This is a genomic window from Myxacorys sp., assembly GCF_059501405.1.
In genome coordinates, this window is record NZ_JCACCM010000204.1 from 1 (window position 1) to 5,400 (window position 5,400).

Consider the following 5,400-nt stretch of genomic DNA (forward strand, 5'->3'; position numbering starts at 1 on the left):
CGATGAAGCTCAGTTGGGCTTGCCCCTGAATCTAGTGCCCCTGCGTAAGTCCTGTGAAACTGTGATTGGGCAATTGGTCGAGCGCTTCTCGATTGAGAAAGTGCGAGCGCGAGATATGTGGCACTTAACCAGTCGGGTGAACCGCAAGCTCTTAGCGCATACTGTCTGTTGCTGGCTCAATCGGCAGAATAGCGAGCCTTTGCAGTTTGACCTTCTTGTGGCAGCGTAAGATTAGTCGCACATCGCGTTAACATAATGAATTTGAATCGTGGGTTCTTAATGTAGCTTAACAAACCACGTGGCTACGTTTCCTCTACCCAATAGCACGACTAGCACGACCTTCTAAAGGAACCGCATTATGATGAGAGCAAGCACGAGAATTAAGCTATGACTCTAGAAGAAGTTTTGAGTTTGGCAAAACAACTTTCATTGCCCGATAAAGTGCAACTCGTGACGAGAATCATGCCTGAGATTGAGCAAGAGATTGTGATGGCTCAAGCAACTCCTCGCAAATCCCTGTGGGGGTTATGTGCAGATCTAGGAAACGCTCCGACAGCCGAGGAAATTGGTCAGGCGCGTGAGGAAATGTGGGGAAATTTTCCACGGGAGGACATTTAGTGCTGCAAGCGGTCGCAGATACTCACGCCGTCATTTGGTATGTCTACGCGGATTACAGACTTTCAACAACAGCGCGAACGACAATTGACAACATTGCAAGTAGGGGTAATCAAGTTGGACTTTCTTCAATTACATTGGCAGAGATCGTCTACTTGTGTGAAAAAAGACGAATCGCAGTCGATACACTTCTCCGGTTATTAATAGCGCTTGATCAATCAGATGCAGTGTTCACTGAGCTTCCACTGAATCGAAACATAATTTCAACTATGCAAAGTGTTGAACGTGCTCAAGTTCCAGATTTACCTGATCGAATTATTGCGGCGACCGCTTTGTATTGTGATTTGCCGTTGATAAGCCGCGATCGTAAAATTCAGCTTTCTGACATTACAACGATTTGGTAAGTTAAGCAAAGTTTTACTTTAGCAGCCACAATTTCGCTAATTCAAGGTTACAAAATGTGCAGAGTTCCTTTCTAAAAAGTGTAGAAGCCGATTGAATCAAAGACTCCTGATTCTTGCCTGTTCAAGAAGAAAACGTTTCGACACAAAGGTGTTGCCAGCTTTGGATCGCTACGATGGCCCCACTTTCAAGGTAGTGCGTAAGTTTTTGCGTGAATATCAAGATCAGAGTATGCATCTTGATATTTACATTCTCTCTGCTGAATTTGGATTGATTTCTGCTGCTATAGAAATTCCAGAATATGATCGCAGAATGACAAGTGCACGATCGCAAGAATTACAGCCATCGGTCATTACCAATCTTCAATTGATACTTACCACTAAGACTTACGGAGAGCTTTTTATTTGTGTGGGTCAAGATTATCTCAAGGCGCTGTGTGGATACGAAACGCTGACTTCGTTCAACTTAGTTACTCAAACTTCTAAAGGAGGATTAGGCAAAAGACTGTCTGAGTTACATGATTGGCTCTACGGTAAACCACCTGAGTTGCGTTATCAACAAACTACGCATCCTCGGAAAAGACATCCTCGAATTAAAGGAATCGATGTCATAATGACACCCGAACAAGTGATGGATGTTGCCCGTCAAGCGATCACAACAGATCAACGAGAAGCCATAAATTATCAATCCTGGTACGTTCCGGTAGATGATCAAGGAGTTGCTCCAAAATGGCTAGTCAGCCAGCTTACGGGACTACCCGTGGGTGCTTTTCGTTACAACCGATGCGCGTCGCGTTCTGACTCAACTAGGAATTGAAGTGAAGCGTGTATGACTCAACCGACTGACAATGCGCGTCGTTTTACGGAAGAAGGAGTTCGCGAAGAAATTCAGCGTCAGCGCCACTTGTTTGTGAAGCTGGCTGAAAATGCTTTAACTGTATCAGAAAGCTTACGAGATAACTATTTCAAAAATACAGCTAAGTTCGTTGCCAATCTGCGCGGAGCAATGCTGCAAGCAGAACAAGGAAAACGCGCTGATCCAATCTTAAGTGTGCAATCAGTGGAAGATATCGCTTGGTCAGATGTTCAAGGGGAAGTCGTTACTTTTATTGATGGAGGTCTTGGACAAGTACAAATTTCTAGCCAAGTTCCTATTCTTCTACGGGTTGGCTCCTACTGCGTTCGTACCGGAGAGCGTCGTTTAGCAGAACGCGAACAATTTGGTTACTATCCATTATTTTGGGTGACTTAGAGGGTGGCAGTAAGGAGCGAAAAGATTTTATCGACATTGTGAGGATTACAGCCGAACTTTTGGGGGGATTGTCTGCACTAGAACGAACTCCTGATTTGCGTGTACTTATGTTTCAAGGTCCTTTGGTATATACCGTATGGCACTACATGGGACACATACCATTCACTGAAAAAGATATCGATCTGTTTCTCAATCAATATGCGACAGATCAAAATCTGGCTAAACAACTGAAAGAAGATTTTTTGCGAGAAGCAAAACTCGATATCTATCCTAAGCTCTTTCCCAATGACTCTTATGAATGGGTAAAACGACGATTATTTGAACCACTTGCATGGATGTCATTTTTGCATCGACAACTAATTAAGAAAGCAAAACAACGAAATCCTAGACCAATGATTGCAGGGGTGATTGAGCGGGGCGGAAATTTACAAGAGTTTTGCGAATCGATTCTCTTAGAGCGGGTCTTCCGAGGATTACGAGAAAAAGGAAACGAGAACTACTTCAATCTGACGTATAAACGCTCCGACCTAAATTCACCAAAAGCATTACTAGACCGATTGGGTTATAAAGACAGTCTATTGCTGGCAATGTTGCTCCAACCTGGTCAAGCCACGGAGTCTTGGATAATTAACAAATACAGCGGATTTTCCAAAGGAATCGTTTCCTTGCCGAATGAGTCGCAAATAAGCGAGGTGGATTGGAGCAGCCTCAAACCTTCTAGTGCTTTTGGCTTTCCACGGGTGCGAGGTTGTTATGTTCATGTTTCTGAGACAACTGATCCAATTCGAGTTGAAGTTTTTGATGAATTGGGTCCTGATCAGATTGTGGAAGCGGCTCAACACACATATCTTTATGCTCGATTACTTCCTGGCTATGGTTTTCCGATCGGTCTAGATATTGTTGACAAATATGCACATATTCCAAATTGGATGACAGATGCTTACAGCAAAATAATTAAATATCAATTAGGAATTAGCTTACAATCTGGAGAAATTAATGATGCCGAGATGCGGCGAATTCTGATTCAAGCGCTATAAGCAACTGCGCGTGTGGGCTAAGGTACAGCAAATCGAAAGACTTAATCCTCTTTTCCCATCAGAAGCTGGTCATGAGCTAGCTGCTACTCGCACAGATCCTTTTGATACAGTGCTTTCCTTGAGTCGAGAGATGGTAACAGCAGTTTGTCAAGTCTTGGGAACAGAATCTCTAAATAGCAATGCAGGAGGTAGGCTTAGTCAACTTCGCTATCCAGCAAAGCCTGCTTCTAGTGCATATCGACCTGAATCAAAAGATATTGCAAGGGTTGTCGTCGGAGAATTGCAGCAGAAGCAGAAACGCGCTTTAGATATAGCAACTCTGTCTAATCGTTCTACTGTAAGTGTCCAAGTTGATGGACATGCGATTGTCAGCCGTCATTTAGCAATTCTCGCAATGACGGGTGCAGATAAAAGTGTTACCGCACGACGGATCATCGAAGAACTAGCTAGAAAAAACTATCCCATCGTGATCTTCGATCCTCACGGAGATTACACAGGTCTGGCAGATGTACCTGGTATAGGAGAACGAGTTCAGCGTTACTATGCTCAGGTACCAATCTTTGAACAAGCACCTGAAACCGTTGTGACAATTGTAGAAGCTTTGGGATGAAAATTAGCAAATACACACCGAAGTAAATTTGATGATTTGTTCAAGGGTGCTTACAATTTCATTAAAAGTCCTGATGAGTTAAGAAAGCGTACTCAATGGCTTAGTGATTATCTTGAAAATCAAAACATTGCAAAATTCGGCTTGAATAAAGACTTATATTTTTTAGCGGATTTTGTTCAAGCAGTGATAAAAGCAGTTAAGGGAAAAGCAGCCCAAGAGGCAGGTAAATCAAAAGTATCGAAAGGATTGGATAAGCAAAAAGAAACATTAGATGAAGATGAAGCTCTTAATCAGATTGTTGAGTGGAGCGATTGTGAGCAATTAAAGGAAATTGACAAAAAGACAGCAGGATACTTAGAAGGCTTACCTAACAATTTGCGAGCAGCCGCTTAGCGGCTCAAACAGATGGAGGAAATTAGCAAGAAGGTTTCAAAAACCACTGAACCACTTCCAACTGATAGAACTCAACTTGTTAGATATGGTGGAATTAGTATTGTTGCTCTGTCTGGCTATACGAGCGATTTTCAAGCAACAATATATAGCCTTGTCGCAAGTGATATTTTTAGTGCTCGTGTTCAAAATAATCTCAAACTGCCTGTTTTACTTTTGCTGGAAGAAGCACACAATTTTGTTCCAGGTCAAGCCAATAATGAAGCTGAGCAGCATTCAATCTCAGTAACTAAACAGATTGCTCAGGAAGGACGTAAATTTGGTGTTGGTTTAATTCTGATTAGCCAACGATCATCTAGACTTGATGAAACGACTCTTGCAATGTGTAATTCCTTCATCATTATGCGAATGATTAATCCTGCTGACCAAGCTTTTGTGCGAAAGGTAATTGAAAGCTTGGGAGAAGACGAAGCCCGAATGTTACCCGATTTAAATGTTGGAGAAGCTATTTTATTGGGTCAGCTTATTAATTTTCCTGTTCTGGTACGGATCAAGGAACCTGTGTCTAGTGGAGAGCGTGAAGAAAAAGATGCGTTTGAGGCGTTAGAAGAAGCTCATCGTAGTGGTAGTATCTCCAACGGTGCTAGGAGCTAAATCTATTGAAAATTGTTGCTGGCATTAGTCTTGCCAATCTAAATCCGCGAGTTTGGAACCCCTATTGCGAGTATTATCTGCGCGATTTGAAGGCAGTCATGATTTCTTATGCTGACTTTCATCAAAATCCCAGGAGACGGCAGAAGGCGATGGAAGAAGGACTGCACAAATTTCTGGATGTTCCTAAGAAAGTCCGTATTTACCTCGATAATGGTGCTTTCTATTTCATCAGTCGAGAGGGATTTACCCCTGTGAAAGAGTATGAGGAATTTGTAGAAAGAGCTAAGCCTGATTGGTGCCCCATTCCTCAAGATTTTATTCCCACTCCGAAGATGTCTTGAGATGAGCAGGAGAGCTGTTTCATCCGCACGATGGAAATAAACAAAGGGCGTTGCATAATGGAGAGATGGATAAGGTGATTCTCTGCAGTGCCCGGAATGC

General features: G+C 42.7%; 9 protein-coding genes and 1 pseudogene. All 10 read left to right on the plus strand.

Translation table 11 applies throughout. The features are described from left to right. Positions 1-229, plus strand: a pseudogene (locus AC5I6P_RS29215) (hypothetical protein); the annotation flags it as partial. A 158-nt stretch (positions 230-387) separates the two neighbouring features. Next, complete coding sequence (locus tag AC5I6P_RS29220; protein WP_495697297.1) at positions 388-618, plus strand: hypothetical protein; 231 nt, start codon at positions 388-390, stop codon at positions 616-618. Next, positions 618-1,019: a type II toxin-antitoxin system VapC family toxin gene (locus AC5I6P_RS29225; RefSeq protein WP_495697298.1), complete on the plus strand. Its 402-nt coding sequence runs from the start codon at positions 618-620 to the stop codon at positions 1,017-1,019. The genes AC5I6P_RS29220 and AC5I6P_RS29225 overlap by 1 nt, the downstream gene beginning before the upstream one ends. A 91-nt stretch (positions 1,020-1,110) precedes the next feature. Further along, a complete protein-coding gene (locus tag AC5I6P_RS29230) occupies positions 1,111-1,833 on the plus strand; it encodes a DUF6884 domain-containing protein (protein WP_495697299.1) in 723 nt (240 codons plus the stop codon). 12 nt (positions 1,834-1,845) lie between these two features. Then, the gene (locus AC5I6P_RS29235; protein WP_495697300.1) at positions 1,846-2,268 is read left to right on the plus strand and encodes a hypothetical protein; all 423 of its coding nucleotides are present in this window, start codon (positions 1,846-1,848) and stop codon (positions 2,266-2,268) included. 107 nt (positions 2,269-2,375) lie between these two features. Then, positions 2,376-3,305, plus strand: a complete 930-nt coding sequence (locus tag AC5I6P_RS29240; protein ID WP_495697301.1) for a DNA double-strand break repair nuclease NurA — start codon at positions 2,376-2,378, stop codon at positions 3,303-3,305. 130 nt (positions 3,306-3,435) lie between these two features. Continuing rightward, on the plus strand, positions 3,436-3,915 hold the full coding sequence (locus AC5I6P_RS29245) for a helicase HerA domain-containing protein (RefSeq protein WP_495697302.1): 480 nt from the start codon (positions 3,436-3,438) through the stop codon (positions 3,913-3,915). A gap of 36 nt (positions 3,916-3,951) precedes the next feature. Further along, positions 3,952-4,308, plus strand: coding sequence for a hypothetical protein (locus AC5I6P_RS29250; RefSeq protein WP_495697303.1), 357 nt, complete (start codon positions 3,952-3,954; stop codon positions 4,306-4,308). 12 nt (positions 4,309-4,320) lie between these two features. Then, a complete protein-coding gene (locus AC5I6P_RS29255; protein WP_495697304.1) occupies positions 4,321-4,959 on the plus strand; it encodes an ATP-binding protein in 639 nt (212 codons plus the stop codon). Positions 4,960-4,964: 5 nt separating this feature from the next. Continuing rightward, complete coding sequence (locus tag AC5I6P_RS29260; RefSeq protein ID WP_495697305.1) at positions 4,965-5,300, plus strand: hypothetical protein; 336 nt, start codon at positions 4,965-4,967, stop codon at positions 5,298-5,300. Positions 5,301-5,400 lie beyond the last annotated feature (100 nt).

Excerpts from the sequence above, each read along its gene's own strand:
- AC5I6P_RS29235 (WP_495697300.1), top strand. The coding sequence starts at position 1,846 with ATGACTCAACCGACTGACAATGCGCGTCGTTTTACGGAAGAAGGAGTT.
- AC5I6P_RS29245 (WP_495697302.1), top strand. The coding sequence starts at position 3,436 with ATGGTAACAGCAGTTTGTCAAGTCTTGGGAACAGAATCTCTAAATAGC.
- AC5I6P_RS29220 (WP_495697297.1), top strand. The coding sequence starts at position 388 with ATGACTCTAGAAGAAGTTTTGAGTTTGGCAAAACAACTTTCATTGCCC.
- AC5I6P_RS29255 (WP_495697304.1), top strand. The coding sequence starts at position 4,321 with ATGGAGGAAATTAGCAAGAAGGTTTCAAAAACCACTGAACCACTTCCA.
- AC5I6P_RS29240 (WP_495697301.1), top strand. The coding sequence starts at position 2,376 with ATGTTTCAAGGTCCTTTGGTATATACCGTATGGCACTACATGGGACAC.